Below are 12,801 nucleotides of genomic sequence, written 5' to 3' on the forward strand. Positions count from 1 at the left end.
GGTGCGATCCGCCGGCGACGATCCGAATGTACTCGTGGGTGCAGGGAGTGAGGGGTATGCCGATGCCGACGAAACCTCGTTCGGGTCTGCTGCACGAATAGGTGTCTCCGAAGCAGTGGACACGAAAGTGAGAACTGTGGGTATGGACATGTCGTGAGAACGCTGCCGTCGCCGCAGTTCAAGAGATCGCGTACGGACACGGAGTTCGTGAAGCCACACCAGCTGTGGCTCATCAAGCTTGATGTCCAGTTCTCAAGTGAAATGTCCATGATGTCCAATCGGACATAGAAGTGAGAATTTCCCAAGTCCCGTGGATCGGTCGGCCACGGTTTTCCGATGACTTGGGACGCGGCTGGCAGTTGCTGGTGTGGCGGCCTCCTGTGGGGAAGTCTTAACGTACTGCCGGTGCCATGCTGCCGCTGCCGCCACCACTGAGCGTCTGACTGCAGGATTGAAGAAATCGGTCTCGAAGCCGGCGGTGACCAGTCCGGCCAGGGTCGCCCCAACGACGCTGACGTCAGCGGATCGCGCTAACGCTATCGACTAGTGTCGCGGGCTCAGTCGTTCACTTCAATGGCTCGGGCGTGAAGGTGACGTCGACTCCGCCCACGGTCATCGTCACCTGACCTTCGATTACCATCACCTGTGCCGAGACCCGTCGATCGACAGTCTGGGCCAGTTGCTGCACCGGCGCGTGCGGTATCTGCAGCACCGACAGGTTCGGCCGCCCCGTCACTTTGGGCCCCACGGTGCGCCACCAGGTGGCCACGCCGGCGGCGAACGGGAACAGCAGCACCTGGTCGGCCTGGCTGGCAGCCTTGCCCAAGGCGCGTTCATCGGGCTGGCCAACGTTGATCCACTCCAGGATCCGGCCCGTGTAGTCCGCGAGCCGCAGGTCCGGTACGCCGGGGGTGGACAGGCCTGCCCCGAATGCCAGCTCACCGTCGACGTCGCTGAGCCGGTGTGCGCGCAGCCCAAACGCCAACAACCGCACCACCATCCGCTCATCGGTCTCACTGGGATGACGGGCCACAGTCAGCGTGTGATCGGCGTAGTAACCGTGATCGACATCGGACACGCCGAGTTCGACTTTGAACACCGTTGCAGAAAGGGCCACGTCATAGTGTCCACCCTGGTGGTGTTCGCCGAGTAGGCAGGCCACTTCGAGTGGTCAGGCCGCCGGTCAGGCCGTCGGATCAACTCGCCACCGATAGACCTCCGGCAGGCAAGCATGCAGCAACGCCAGGTCAACCAGGTCGAGGATGGCCCGGCGTGGACCCGGTAAAGCACCGTCGTCGCGCCGGACGATACCGATCTCCCCCGGCGCTTCTACGGTGCCGCTACCGCTCTCATCGGGCCAGTTTGGACGGTGAAAAGGGCTAGCGACCGCCCGCCAGCGCCCAGCAGTTCCCGCACCTCCATACAGCGGCTGAGAAGCCTGACTCGGCAGGCCCCTTTGATGGCCGCATGCACCGATAGTGTTGTGGCTGAGCGTTTTCCGCGCGTGCGCGGTCTAATAGACCCACCCGCACGGCTGCAGGTGCCGTCGCTGTTCGCGCGGACTCTGTGGGCGGACGTCCGACAGCGGGTGACTCAGCAGAAACGCGACACGCCGCGAGTCAACACGCATAGCGGACGCGGTGGCAGTGAGCACCTCGGCTGGCCCTCTGAGGAGGGCGATGCGCGCCGTCGGCTGATCGGGCCGCAAAACACGGCTCGGCTGAGCAGGTGCCCGAAGTGGCTACCAGGGACGAAATGCTGGGAAGAACAGTTGTCTGAAATTCGAAACGACAGCGAGGAAATGTCAGTGGACATGAGGCGAGACTCTCGCACTAGGACCAGCTCAGCGACCTTGATTTGGACTCGAAACTTGAGAAGCCACACCCTCCTCCTCCGGCGGCTACACGAGGGGGCCTGGTCATCTGAGGGGGCGACGGCAAGGCACAGAGCAGCGTCCAGGCGCGTGATTTGATGGGGATATGACCGCCCGGGACGTCGCCGCCGCACTGCCCGATATCGAAACCTTGCGGACGCGCTGCCGCGCGGTGGCGATGTTGGACGCAATCTTGTCGCCCGATGTGTGGGACAACCGTTTCTACAGCTACACCGCGAACTGGGGCGACGGACAGGCGGCCACTGAGATCCGTAACGGCAGCGGCGACGACTGCTTCATCGTGTTCGCCTCGGGAGGAGCTTTCATCAAGGGCGTCGACCACGAATCCGAGATGGCCCCTGGACGGGGCCGCCCCGCTCAGCTGTGGCCCGGCCTGGTCGGCGACGTGCCCAAGGCCTTCGCAGAATTCCTGGACGAACCCGCGTTCAGCTTCGACGACGTACTCAACGCGACTTTCTGCATCTGGCGCGAGAACCACGACTCACGTTGGCGCACTGGAGCAGTCGACTACACAGCACTAGATGATCGTGAAGATCCGGATGGTTCTCACGCGATGCTTGGTATGCTGATCGACCCGGATCCACAACAGGCATATCGGGACTTCGCCTCGACCTACTTCGAAGTGGTGGCCGACGCAGAGGCGGTCGCGCACGTCTTCGACCTGCGCCCGTTGACTCCCGAGGTCGTGCGGCGGCTCAACGCGCACACAACGCTGGAGGACCTCGCCTCGGACATCGCGCAATCGGGCTATCCCACGGCACAGCAGAGCGTCTCCTTGCTCACGTGATGAGGTCATCCCTGTTGCGCGCTGACTTTTACACGTGGGTCGACGGGGCGGTCGCTCTACTTGCTCGCGGCAACGGCTACCCGGGCCGCGGCCTGAGCACTGACTCTTGCGGGTACGCGCATCGAACCGGCACGTGTCGAATACCGCATACAGCGCGGGAAGCTCACCCGCGGTGAGCATGTCGCCGAAGTCGCCGGGCAAGAGCTTGCGTCTTGCCGCCACTGTCGATCTCGCGATGCCCATCGGTGCCGTGCAATCACGTGCGCAGGTGGTCCACGGCATCCCACCCCGGGTCATGCTCGCACGTCGTGCTCACCGCGCCCTGCGTCCATCCCGACGCCACCGCGGTCAACACATCGGCGTCCACGGCCGATGAATCGAGGTAGACGTGCACGGTGGTCATACCGGCAACCGTCTCCCTGGCCACGACACGCCCCGATGTCGCCAGCGTCGAATCGAGCACTTCGTGCAAATCGGCTAGGGCATCCCAGGTGTGGTCGGTCGGGATTCCCTTCTCATCAACGACGCTGTAGGGGACCTGAAGTAGGCAGTGGGTGTCCAGGTTCGGTGCCGCCGCGGCGCACAGAGGTACTTGGGCGTTGGCCACGACCGGCCCGTCCTCGCCGTCCCATTGCATTGCCGCCCATGCCGGTGAGCCATCGTGGAGGGTGTTCTCCGCGGCCAATGCGTCGACCACGCCGACCAGCTCGGCCAGCGGGTAGCCGTCGACCGGACGGTGCGTGACCACATCGACCCCACCGATCCACTTCTCCACGTCGAGTTCACCGAGTGCGTGATCGAGCACGATAAACGCGACCTCAAGCCGTTGGCGTTGCGGCGCGTCGGCGAATGACGGATGGTAGACCTGCACGTCGAGATGGGCATGCATACGCTGCACCCCGACGATCACATCGCAGTAGTGAATCCGCGACGAGCCGACCGTGATGGTGAACATCCCTAGCGTGCGGCGTTGACGGTAATCGCTGTAGGACCACACCGTATCGGCCGGCGGGGCAGCGTTGAGCCAGCGGCGCGCCACTGCGCGCTCAGCAGGGTCGGCTGCGGTGACAATCAGTTGATGAGCCGATCGCTGGCCGGGACCAAGCTCCCACGACAACCCCTCGTCGATAGATGCAACGCGCGGACTGAGCAGAGGCACCGCCGCCTCAGGAGTGCCGGCCTCAATCGCGGCATTGACCGCCGCCGCACCGTTCGCACGCCACCAACCCCAAAAGCTGTCGATTGCGTTCTCTCCCATGCGCATTTAGGCCTCTCGTGACCAGGATCGTTGCGGCGACCACCATGGCGGCGTCGGCGCAAGCGGTACGGCGTGGCTGAACGACGGCTCGTCGGGGATGAGCACCGTGATATCGCTGGGACCCGCCAGAGCGCCCAGCCCGTCGGTGTCTGACCCGGCGAACACGCGAACCCGCACGCATCGCCCGACGACACATTCGTGGTCGCTGATCGTGCGGATCCAGGGTAAGTGCGCAGGACTGTCCACTTCGGGCGTGATGCCCTGGTACACGTAGATACCGGGCATTGTGTGGGCGCCGGCATCGCCGACGACCACGATGCGCTCATCCGGTGTGATCTCGGTATCGCACAACGATCGATTCGCCATCGCGATCACAGCGATCCACTACTACCGCGAACCCTAGGGTCGCGCATGCATCGCGCAGACACCGACCGTCCACAAATGCACATCAGTTCTTCAATCCTCACCCTCGCGACCTAAAGCCGTGGCAACCGGTTACACACGTCATCGAGTAGTCGTCGCAGCCAGCAGAAACCGAACGGTGATCTGCGGCACATTACGAAGGTGCTTACGAGATCGCCGTTGCTCCCGGCATACTCGTCCTTGGGCAGGGCCGCTTCTTCATCTACTCAGCTGGAACATGAAACCTGAAATGCCAAGTAGGAGCCTCAACGTATGCCAGGTGATGCCGAGCGGCTCGATAGTGCAGAGTCCGCGAAGTGGTGGGAAGAGACCGGAGCGTACGAGCTGCGCCAGATCCTGCTCTGGAGGTGGGACCCCATCGGCATTGCGGGCGAATTCCCCTATGCAGCAGATGAATATGACTCCTATGCACCTCAGCTTGTCATCGCGCTGAGCAACGGGGCCTCAGCAAACGAGATCGCCGCGCTGCTTGGCAGCATCGAAAGCGAACGAATGGGCCTGGGCGAGGGATCACTGCATGAAGTGCACGTTGACCGGCTACAGACCTTGGGGGAGAGCATCCTCGCCTGGTTCGAAAGCTCGCGGCTTCGGTGGTTGGAGTGTGGGCGACTGAGCCGGTGACGGCGCCCGCCTGAACGACGCCGGAAGTCTGGGGGTTGCGCAGAAGAGGTGTGGAGATCGTAATCCGAGGATGGCCCCGGCCGCCTCGGAAGCAGTGAATCCGCGCGATCGGTTCAGGCTTCACGCGACGGTGGCCGAATATCGCTTTCTTCAACTGTGTGTTAGATCACGGCTGGGACGGCGTTCGGTTGCGGGTCAATCTGCCGACTACATGTGAGAGAACACCAGTCCGCTAGGAGATGCGGACATGAGAGTGGTTGCGCAAATGGGGGTAGCAGTGGCGTTTTGGAACGTAGTCGACCGCAGCGCGTTGAGGGCTGTCGCGGCGATCGGGTCGATCGTAGTGATCGCCGCGGGGTGCTCATCGAAATCTGACACCGCACACAGCAGCGCATCCCCGAGATCATCTGAACCATCCACAGCAGTGGCATCACCTCATCAGAGCGGGACATGCTCACCGGTGACTGTCACACCGGATCATTGGCTGACGGTGAAGCTGCCGGGTGCCGAACCACGCCCGGCGATGCGCCTTCCAGTGATGCCAGGCTGGACGAAAGGTGAGGCAAACATCGGTTCGGGCATACAAGCTGTTTACGTCAATGACGCGCTGAGCGTTCCCGGCGCCCACACATCGGTCATTGTGAGCGTCTCTGATCCCCAAGGCGACTTCGACGCGTACGTGCAAGGCCTTAAAGGTGCTGGTACGAAGGAGTTTACGGTGACACCGGCGACCGTCTGCGGTTTCCAGGCCCGACACATCAGCTACACGCAAGCGCTGTCGACCACGCCAGCACCGCTGCTGGTGACCGCGTTGATGGTGCTGGTTCCGAACTCCTCTGGCGGGACTGTCGTAGCCGGCGTATTCAGTCAAACTGTCGATCCCAATAACAAGACCTACCAAGCAGACTCGGACGCTCTGTTCAACAACATTCAAGTGGCGTAGCCGACCACTGTGGATGAGCCCTCAAGGACGCAGCGATACCGTGAACGAGAAGAAAGTGCGACGGAGACCGCGCAAGCGCTACGACTGCGCGCCCTCAGCCGCCGTGGCGGCCGTTCATCGACTGCGTCCTATCCAACTCAAACTGCACCGACCGGAGAACCTCATGCATCCAAGACAGTTTCCGCCAACCCCTGTTCGATATGAACCGTCCCGACGAGGGACCGCGCCGAGCGGTGCTGAGAGGCACTGTTGATGGCCTACATGGCAGGACAGCTGTTGTTCTGGGCGATCGTCGTAGCGCTGATCGCCGGCGTGATCTGGGCTGTATCGGTGATGCTCACGCCGCGGCCACCGCTTGAAGACGACGACGATTGGGAACCCGACGCGCTATGACGCTGGTGGGTGGGCCGAATTCCGCGATCAAGGCCCGGCAGTTCTTGCCGCGCGTCGCTGAGAGCCCATCGAAAGGGCCCGACATGCAACGCAACAGGCTAATTAGGGGAACGTGATGGTTGAGTACGTGCTCGCCCAAGGTGGCGGCGATCCGTGGATCAGCGCTGCTGTCCGCGCAGCCCTGTTCACCGCCGGCGGGGTGGCACTGATCGTTGTCGGTGTTCGCCGCCGCCTCGACCGCGCTCGCTGGGACCGTGAAGACGACAATCGCCTGCTGCGTCCAGACGAACCAGCTCCGTCCGATGAACATCGCTCAACGCCACCACGGTCGGGAGGCACGGGATTCATCGTCGCGGGCGCGGTGCTGCTGATGCTTGGGCTCCTGCACATCCTCGACCTCGTCGCGACTCTTCATGAGGCCGCAATGATCTGACCAGCATTCGTTCAATGACTCCGAGTCCGATTGTTGCCTGAATTGGCGGGCTGATGCCGTGATGTGGACTTCGGCAGGCGATGAGGACCTGGCGGGGTTCGTCGAATTTCTGGCGTTGAAGGCCGACAGTCGTGACGACGATGAGATGTTCTACCTGCTGGACTCTGTGTCGGTTGACGCCACCGCATGCCGTACTCGTCACCGACGTCTTCACCGAGAGTCCGCTGCGTGGTTCACATCTTGGGTGTCGTCGACGGTCAGCTCCCGGTTCTGGAGCAGGAGTTCGAGGTCGTGGAGCAGATCCTGGCCGCCGACTCCCGCTGGCTGGCATCACTGGCCGCCCGCGGGCTCGACGTCGGCCAGGTCAGGGTGGCACCACTGTCGGCCGGCGTCTTCGACTACCCGAACGAGTCGGGACGACGCATCCTGCGCGGGCTGGCGTTCCGACAGGATCACCCGGCCGACCACGCCTGGGCGCATCCCATCGACGGGCTCGTCGCGTTCGTCGACGTCACGGCGGGGTCCGTCGTCGACATCATCGATATGGGCCCGGTCCCCATTCCCGAGGCGTCGGGAAACTTCGATGATCCAGATGTCACCGGACCGCACCGGACCAGTCAGAAGCCCATCTAAGTCGGGCAACCGGACGGTCCGAGCTTCACGATGGAGGGCAATCTGCTCACCTGGGAGAAGTGGCAGGTCCATGTGACGTTCGACGCGCGTGAGGGCGTCGTGTTGCACCAGCTCGGCTTCCTCGATGGGAATACGTTGCGACCGATCATCTTTCGTGGATCGGTGGCCGAGATGGCGGTGCCGTATGCGGATCCTTCGCCGATCCGGGACTGGCAGAACTATTTCGACACCGGCGAATACCTGATAGGACAGATGGCCAACAGCCTCCAGCTGGGCTGCGATTGCCTGGGTGAGATCACCTACGTCGACGCCGTGGTCGCCGACCAATTTGACAATCCGCGCACCATCACGAATGCGATCTGCATTCACGAAGAGGACTACGGCATCCTCTGGAAGCACCGCGATGACTGGGCCGGCTCTTCCAACGTGAGAAGGCAACGCCGACTGGTTATTTCGTTCTTTGCGACGTTGGGCAACTACGACTACGGCTTCTACTGGTACCTCTACCTCGATGGCACGATCGAACTCGAGACCAAGGCCACCGGTGTTGTCTTCACTTCGGTCTATCCCGGCCCCGGCCGAACGGAGAATCCGTACGCCAGCCAGATCGCACCCGGCCTGGGAGCACCCTTCCACCAGCACCTGTTCTGCGCACGGCTGCACATGCAAGTCGACGGCCACGCCAACTCGGTCGTAGAGAAGAACACCGTGCGCCTGCCGATCGGGGAGGGCAATCCGCGCGGTAATGCCTGGACTATCTCGGAGACCCCGCTGCGAACCGAGAGCGAGGCGCAACGTGTCGCCGACCGGTCGACGGGCAGAGTGTGGGATATCGTCGTCCGGCACACCTTCGGTCTGACCCACACGCCCCGCCTGGAGGACTGGCCGATAATGCCCGTCGATTACACCGGTTTCACCTTGAAGCCGTCCGGGTTCTTCGACCGTAATCCGACATTGGACGTGCCGCCGTCAAAAGGGCACTGCACGCCGCACTAGGTCGGGATCTACCCCCGGGGGGCGTCCGATCAGCCCCTCGGCAGGTGCTCGAACGCGTTGTGGCCCACGAACGCCGCGGCGGCCAGCAGCAGGACCGCGATGATCCAGCGCCCGTGCACCTTCATGAGCTGCTCGTAGCCGTCCTTGATGCGCCCGGGGGCGCCGGGGCTGACCAGCTCGATCACCGCCGGCGCCAGGGCGGGCACAACGGCGATGACCGCGAACACCACGATGCCCAGGGTTCGTTCGGAGCGGTCGCTGATCTCCAGCAGTTGATGGCCGGCCGCGATCGCGATCGGGAACACCTTCGGGTGCAGCCCGCAGACGGCGAACCCCGCCAATGCGGCCCGCGTGATCCGTTGGCGCACCGGTAGATCGGCTTGCGGATTCAGCCGGCGCGCGAGCGCCGGGAAGTGCTCGGTGATGCGGGTCCGCAGCCGGCTGGGCTGGTGGTCCGGCTCGGACACGTCGGCGATCGGCTTGTGCCGCACCGCGCCGATCGCCCGGTGGATGCCGATCACCAGCAGGGCGAGGGCGATCACGACACGGACCAGGAAACCCGGCCACGAATTGTGGTGCGCGGCTGACGCACCCCCGGCGCCGGTCAGGTGGGCGATCACCATGCCGATGCCGGTGGCGAACGCGATACCGGCGATGGCGCCGACCGCGAAGGCGAATGACGCCTGCCTGGGCACCTTCTTGTCGCTGGCGACGATCAATCCCAACACCAGCGTCTCGGGGCTGAACAGGATGGCCAGCGCGAGTGTGGCCAGGACAGCGAGGTGTGTGCTCACGGCTCAGCCCAGCGCCACGGTGGTGGTGATCATGTCGACGTGCACGGTGGGAGGGTACGCCCGTCCGTGCGGGAATGTCGACGCTCACGCGCGGGCCGTGGGTTACCTGCGGCAGGCGCTCACAACTCGTGATCGCGCAGGAACTCGCGAATGTCGTCGATCCAGACCGATGCCTCGGCAGGCGTGAAGATGTGCCCGGCCTCGGCGTACTCGATCAGCGTCGCGCCCGGTATCGCCTCGGCCAACTGACGTGTCGTCTGCGGCAGCACGATACGGTCCTGGCCGCTGATGAAAACCACTGTGGGTATGGCGATTTGGCGGCACGCGGCTACGGTGTCGACCGAGGCCGCCAACCGCGCCTGGTCCGCGCCGCCGGCAGGGTAGTTCTCTAGCGTCGCCGCGATGGCCGTATCGGCGGCTTGCCGGTCGAACTCGCCGAGCGCCGCGGGGGATGACAGACTCACCAGATAGCCGGCCAGCGCCCGGCGATCATCGCGTGCCGCCAGCGCGGCCCACGTGTCGACGACGAGCCGGAGCTGTTGGTCGGGCTGGGCGAATCCCACGGTGAGCAGCAGTCCCGTCACCCGACCCGGGTGACGGACCGCGGCCGTCACCGCAACAGCCGTCCCCAGTGACAAGCCGAGGATGGGGAACTTCTCGAACCCGGCGTCCACAGCCGCCCGCACCAAAGAATCGGCGAGAACGTTCACGTCCAATGTATTTGGGGCCTCGGGTGTTGCGCCTGAGCCGGGATAGTTCAGGCCGACGAGCGTGCGGGTGGCCGACAAGGCCTCGATCACCTGCCCGAAGTTGGCGCCGACGCTGCCTCCCGCACCGTGGGCGAGTACGAGCGGCTCGCCGGTTCCAGTCGCGATGATGTCGGGGTCGGCGACGAGGTGTGGATGCGTCATAGAGTGGACGCTAAACCTTCACATCGACGTCAAGGTCAACTTCGTGCGACCACCATCACATAGGCAGGCACCATGCGGATCGGCGAGCTGGCACGACGCTGCGACGTATCGCCCCGGTCGCTGCGCTACTACGAGGAACAGGAGCTGCTGCAGTCCGACCGTCACTCGAACGGATACCGCGACTACCCCGAATCGGCTGTCGAATCGGTCAAGCAGATCCGGGCCCTGATCGATGCGGGGTTCAGCGCCGACACCATCCGAAAAGTGCTGCCGTGCATGAGCGGTGACGACCTGGACATGTGCCCGCAGGTGGCTGCGGTGATCCGTGAGGCGTTGCGCGATATCGACGGCCGGCTGCGCGACCTGGACGCCAAACGAAGCAAGGTCACCGCATTGCTTTCGGGCCAAGGCCTAGCGTCATCGGCCATTCAGTCGGCGCGCAACGCGAAATAGCTCGGAAAGTACTTACCCACCTGTTCGCGCGCGTTGAATTCTTCAAGGTAGCCGTTGATGCGCAGGCCTTCCGCTGACAGACCGCCGATGATCTGTTCGAGGCTGTGCCCGAATTCCAGTGGTGCGTCGGGTCCGAAGAGGGTGAGCCGTTCTTCCTCGGTCAGCGATGCCAGATCCGAGTACGGCACCCGGTGCCTTACCTGGAGCCTGCCGGCCATCTGAGCCGCCCAATCGAACACATAGCAGACCGGGTTGATGAAGGCCCCGATGAAGGCGCCCTCACTGGTGAGGACGCGGCGCACATGCGCGAACACCGGGCGAATGTCAGCCACGAACTGCGACCCCATGCCGAGCACCACCATGTCGAAGGCCGACGCCGGCAACATATGCATGTCATCCATGGAACCGATGACGGCGGTCACCGACAGGCCGAACCTGACGCAGGTGTCGAGGTCGCGTTGCAGTTGGTGGGTGGAGTTCTCCAATGAGGTGACGACAGCTCCGCGCGCGGCGAGCAGCACCGCCTGCTGTCCACCCCCGCAGGCGATGCACAGCACCCGTCGGCCCGCGAGGTCACCGAACCACCCGGCGGGCACCGGCCGAGATCCTGTCAACGACACCGGAAACCCGTTGCGCGCCGCGTCGCGGAACTCGTCGTCGGTCAGGGGCACGGTCGCCCAATGATGGTTGGCAACTTCGATATTCCAGGCTCGCGCATTCACCCGGGCGATGGCGGTCGAGTCGTACTCGTCAGAGCTCGGCAACTCGAAACTCCTTCCCGTTGTACAGCGATGAGATACCCAGCCTAAGGCGCCCCTGTCGTCGAGCGAGCCCTCGATTCTGGCGGGCGGTGCCTGTTCAGGACGATCGGCCTGTGCGACAATATGACCGTATTGGCCCTTGGGGGCCGGCCACGCGAGCAAACGCGACCTTCTCGGTCTGGGGCTTGCGAAGGGGTGGAACTTGCTCAAGAAGCTGCGCAAATGGTGGACCACACCGGTCATCCGGCCCAGGCCCGCGATGTGGGAAGACCGGTCGGCCCCGCAGGAGTTCAAGCGTGAGGATCATAAACACGACACCCCCTAGGGCTGCGGCTCAGTCAACTCTCCTGCAGCGCTTGGGCTATTCCGTCGCGGGCCGGCTTCCTCTGATAGTCCGTGGTCAGTGGGGTGGCGGCGCCGTAGCCGGAGAAGGTATCGGGGTAGTCGGTGATCCAGGAGCGTTTGTCGGTGAATCCCCAGAGCGTGATGCCCGTGCACTGTGGCTGATCAAGGCACAGTGTGGTCATCGTTCTGAAGACGTCCCGCTGCCGATGGAGGTCGGCCGCGGTGGCGGTCCCGTTGACGACGGGGATACGGACGTCGAGTTCGGTGAAGCGGATCTTGAGCCCGAGGTCGGCGAAGCGCTGCAGATTCGCGGCCATGTCGGGGACCGAGGGCTGTTGGCCTTCGCCACCCAGCATGTGTGCCTGAAACCCGATCCCGTCGATCAGGGGCAGTGACTCGGTGGTGCCGTCGACATCGACGTCGACGGTGGTGTCGGCGGCGTCGAGGAGGCGTCGGATCGCGCCGATGACGGGTTCGTACGACCTCGAGCTCACCCCCGATGAGGTCCCGTGCACTGCAGGCGCCGTTCACTCCGCGAAACGACTTCCAAGGCGTGTCCGACGAGGCCGACCTCGAAGCGATCCGCGCACACATCCCCGGCCTGGCGCTGACGTGATACTGGGAACAGTCCGCAGTTGACAGAGTCAAGGTTTGCGATGATCGACGAGACGGCATGGCTTCTCTGGAGGGGAGGTCCGGGTGAACGCAGCGCAGCCATCGCTCGACGCACCGGTCCTGCTGTACGACGGTGTGTGCGGCGTCTGCAACAGCGCGGTGCGCACCATCCTACGATTCGATCGCCGCGGCACCCTACGGTTCGCAGCCCTGGACAGTGACTTCGCCCGCGGGGTGACGGCGCGCCATCCGGAACTGGTGGGCATCGATTCGGTGGTGTACGTCCGCAACGTCGGCCGGCCCACCGAGGCGGTGGAGATCCGTTCGGCCGCGCTGCTGCGGGTCGCTGCGTATCTCGGCGGCTGGTGGCGACTGGCGCTGGCTGGACGCGTGATTCCGTCGCGGGTACGCGACAGGCTCTATGAGCTTTTCGCCGCGCGACGTTACCTCGTAGGTGGCCGCTACGACACGTGTCCGATCCCGTCACCTGAGGTGCGAGGCCGTTTCCTCGACGCCGCCTACGGATGAATGAGCCGGCTCT

Annotated in this window: 14 protein-coding genes and 1 pseudogene; 8 read left to right on the top strand and 7 right to left on the bottom strand. The window is 64.0% G+C overall.

All coding sequences use genetic code 11. From position 1 onward, the window contains the following. Positions 1 to 565 precede the first annotated feature (565 nt). A complete protein-coding gene (locus QN239_RS02815; protein ID WP_499008087.1) occupies positions 566 to 1,117 on the bottom strand; it encodes a YaeQ family protein in 552 nt (183 codons plus the stop codon). Positions 1,118 to 1,979: 862 nt separating this feature from the next. Here QN239_RS02815 and QN239_RS02820 point away from each other — a divergent pair. Continuing rightward, positions 1,980 to 2,681, top strand: a complete 702-nt coding sequence (locus QN239_RS02820; RefSeq protein WP_499008088.1) for a hypothetical protein — start codon at positions 1,980 to 1,982, stop codon at positions 2,679 to 2,681. A 256-nt stretch (positions 2,682 to 2,937) separates the two neighbouring features. Here the strand turns inward: QN239_RS02820 and QN239_RS02825 are convergent, their stop codons facing one another. Beyond that, the gene (locus tag QN239_RS02825) at positions 2,938 to 3,939 is read right to left on the bottom strand and encodes a hypothetical protein (RefSeq protein WP_499008089.1); all 1,002 of its coding nucleotides are present in this window, start codon (positions 3,937 to 3,939) and stop codon (positions 2,938 to 2,940) included. Positions 3,940 to 3,945: 6 nt separating this feature from the next. Next, positions 3,946 to 4,305 carry a hypothetical protein gene (locus tag QN239_RS02830; protein ID WP_499008090.1) on the bottom strand — a complete coding sequence of 120 codons (360 nt, stop codon included), beginning with the start codon at positions 4,303 to 4,305 and terminating at the stop codon, positions 3,946 to 3,948. Between the two features lie 309 nt (positions 4,306 to 4,614). On the opposite strand from QN239_RS02830, the gene QN239_RS02835 reads away from it, so the two are divergent. From QN239_RS02835 to QN239_RS02855, 5 genes and pseudogenes are all read left to right on the top strand, one after another. Continuing rightward, on the top strand, positions 4,615 to 4,983 hold the full coding sequence (locus QN239_RS02835; protein ID WP_499008091.1) for a hypothetical protein: 369 nt from the start codon (positions 4,615 to 4,617) through the stop codon (positions 4,981 to 4,983). A gap of 460 nt (positions 4,984 to 5,443) precedes the next feature. After that, a complete protein-coding gene (locus QN239_RS02840) occupies positions 5,444 to 5,926 on the top strand; it encodes a hypothetical protein (protein ID WP_499008092.1) in 483 nt (160 codons plus the stop codon). A 252-nt stretch (positions 5,927 to 6,178) separates the two neighbouring features. After that, complete coding sequence (locus QN239_RS02845; RefSeq protein WP_499008093.1) at positions 6,179 to 6,319, top strand: hypothetical protein; 141 nt, start codon at positions 6,179 to 6,181, stop codon at positions 6,317 to 6,319. Between the two features lie 115 nt (positions 6,320 to 6,434). After that, the gene (locus tag QN239_RS02850) at positions 6,435 to 6,752 is read left to right on the top strand and encodes a hypothetical protein (RefSeq protein WP_499008094.1); all 318 of its coding nucleotides are present in this window, start codon (positions 6,435 to 6,437) and stop codon (positions 6,750 to 6,752) included. Positions 6,753 to 6,998: 246 nt separating this feature from the next. After that, a pseudogene (locus QN239_RS02855) lies at positions 6,999 to 8,381 on the top strand (copper amine oxidase); the annotation flags it as partial. Between the two features lie 29 nt (positions 8,382 to 8,410). Here QN239_RS02855 and QN239_RS02860 read toward each other — a convergent pair. Next, the gene (locus tag QN239_RS02860; protein WP_499008095.1) at positions 8,411 to 9,175 is read right to left on the bottom strand and encodes a GAP family protein; all 765 of its coding nucleotides are present in this window, start codon (positions 9,173 to 9,175) and stop codon (positions 8,411 to 8,413) included. A 119-nt stretch (positions 9,176 to 9,294) separates the two neighbouring features. Next, on the bottom strand, positions 9,295 to 10,086 hold the full coding sequence (locus QN239_RS02865) for an alpha/beta fold hydrolase (RefSeq protein WP_499008096.1): 792 nt from the start codon (positions 10,084 to 10,086) through the stop codon (positions 9,295 to 9,297). Positions 10,087 to 10,158: 72 nt separating this feature from the next. Here QN239_RS02865 and QN239_RS02870 point away from each other — a divergent pair, with 72 nt between their 5' ends. Next, entirely contained in the window at positions 10,159 to 10,539 is a 381-nt protein-coding gene (locus QN239_RS02870) for a MerR family transcriptional regulator (protein ID WP_499008097.1), read from the top strand. On the opposite strand, the gene QN239_RS02875 is transcribed toward QN239_RS02870, so the two are convergent. Then, positions 10,515 to 11,303: a class I SAM-dependent methyltransferase gene (locus tag QN239_RS02875; protein ID WP_499008098.1), complete on the bottom strand. Its 789-nt coding sequence runs from the start codon at positions 11,301 to 11,303 to the stop codon at positions 10,515 to 10,517. The two genes, QN239_RS02870 and QN239_RS02875, sit on opposite strands and share 25 nt — an antisense overlap. A gap of 335 nt (positions 11,304 to 11,638) precedes the next feature. Next, on the bottom strand, positions 11,639 to 12,139 hold the full coding sequence (locus QN239_RS02880; RefSeq protein WP_499008099.1) for an endo-1,4-beta-xylanase: 501 nt from the start codon (positions 12,137 to 12,139) through the stop codon (positions 11,639 to 11,641). Between the two features lie 205 nt (positions 12,140 to 12,344). Here QN239_RS02880 and QN239_RS02885 point away from each other — a divergent pair, with 205 nt between their 5' ends. Beyond that, positions 12,345 to 12,788 carry a thiol-disulfide oxidoreductase DCC family protein gene (locus QN239_RS02885; protein WP_499008100.1) on the top strand — a complete coding sequence of 148 codons (444 nt, stop codon included), beginning with the start codon at positions 12,345 to 12,347 and terminating at the stop codon, positions 12,786 to 12,788. Positions 12,789 to 12,801 lie beyond the last annotated feature (13 nt).

Source organism: Mycolicibacterium sp. Y3 (assembly GCF_051188035.1).
GTDB lineage: Bacteria > Actinomycetota > Actinomycetes > Mycobacteriales > Mycobacteriaceae > Mycobacterium > Mycobacterium fluoranthenivorans.

What these genes read in the sequence shown, in the direction of transcription:
- QN239_RS02825 (WP_499008089.1), bottom strand. Translation starts at nt 3,939, where the DNA reads ATGGGAGAGAACGCAATCGACAGCTTTTGGGGTTGGTGGCGTGCGAAC.
- QN239_RS02820 (WP_499008088.1), top strand. Translation starts at nt 1,980, where the DNA reads ATGACCGCCCGGGACGTCGCCGCCGCACTGCCCGATATCGAAACCTTG.
- QN239_RS02850 (WP_499008094.1), top strand. Translation starts at nt 6,435, where the DNA reads ATGGTTGAGTACGTGCTCGCCCAAGGTGGCGGCGATCCGTGGATCAGC.
- QN239_RS02845 (WP_499008093.1), top strand. Translation starts at nt 6,179, where the DNA reads ATGGCCTACATGGCAGGACAGCTGTTGTTCTGGGCGATCGTCGTAGCG.
- QN239_RS02830 (WP_499008090.1), bottom strand. Translation starts at nt 4,305, where the DNA reads ATGGCGAATCGATCGTTGTGCGATACCGAGATCACACCGGATGAGCGC.
- QN239_RS02870 (WP_499008097.1), top strand. Translation starts at nt 10,159, where the DNA reads ATGCGGATCGGCGAGCTGGCACGACGCTGCGACGTATCGCCCCGGTCG.
- QN239_RS02835 (WP_499008091.1), top strand. Translation starts at nt 4,615, where the DNA reads ATGCCAGGTGATGCCGAGCGGCTCGATAGTGCAGAGTCCGCGAAGTGG.
- QN239_RS02865 (WP_499008096.1), bottom strand. Translation starts at nt 10,086, where the DNA reads ATGACGCATCCACACCTCGTCGCCGACCCCGACATCATCGCGACTGGA.